Raw genomic sequence first — 805 nt, forward strand, 5'->3', positions numbered from 1 at the left:
GCTGAATCAGTGCCAAGTAGTTTTGCAACTGGCAAACATAACGGGTACGAATCGCCCGAAATCCTTTCAGCCAGGCGATCGTCCGTTCGACGACCCAACGCCGGGCAGGATGCGTCTTCGCACCGTCAGCCAGTTTCTCCTCGCCAATGCGCCGGATGTGCGGAAGGTAGCCATGGTCCTTCACTTCTATCTCCACGCGGGCGTAATCGTATCCCTTGTCCAAGCACAGATGCTGGGGGTCGTCGCGCGTCGGGGCTGGTCGCGGGAGAATCGTGGTGGCCAGCGTCGAGGACACCAAACGGCTATCGTGGACATTGGCGCCGACCACCTCCACTCCTAGCGGCACGCCCTGTTGATCGACCTGCAAGTGCAATTTGCTGCCGCTGCGTGCTCGATCGGTCGGATTGCGCCCCAGCCCTTCTTCCGCGAGACACACGGATTGCCCGTGCACGGGCGCCTGCACCAAGGCTCCGTCCATGGACTGCCATGTCCATTGAAGCCCGATCTGCTCCTGATACGCGTTGGCCATCACGCGAAAGAGTTCGCTCAAAACGCCCGCGTGAACCCATTTTTGAAAGTGCTCATGCACCGTACTCTTAGCGCCATAGCGCGCGGGAAGACAGTCCCACTGACAGCCGGTCTTGAGCAGGTAGCGGATGCCGTTCAAGATGAGGCGGAAATCAAGTGGTGTACGGCCACCCGAGTGTTTTCGCTTGAACGGCTCCAGCAACGGTTCTGCCTGGCGCCAAAAATCATCGGACATCTCTTGAAAGGCCATGGCATCCTCGATACGCGTGATTGTCGT

At 59.1% G+C, this 805-nt stretch carries 1 protein-coding gene; it reads right to left on the bottom strand.

What is annotated here, in order from left to right; translation table 11 throughout:
* On the bottom strand, window positions 1-778 hold a 778-nt coding region (locus G3480_RS27005), incomplete at its 3' end, for an IS5 family transposase (protein ID WP_240906117.1).
* Window positions 779-805: the final 27 nt, after the last annotated feature.

Origin of the sequence: Thiorhodococcus mannitoliphagus, assembly GCF_010915725.1 — a bacterium.
GTDB classification, from domain to species: Bacteria; Pseudomonadota; Gammaproteobacteria; order Chromatiales; family Chromatiaceae; genus Thiorhodococcus; species Thiorhodococcus mannitoliphagus.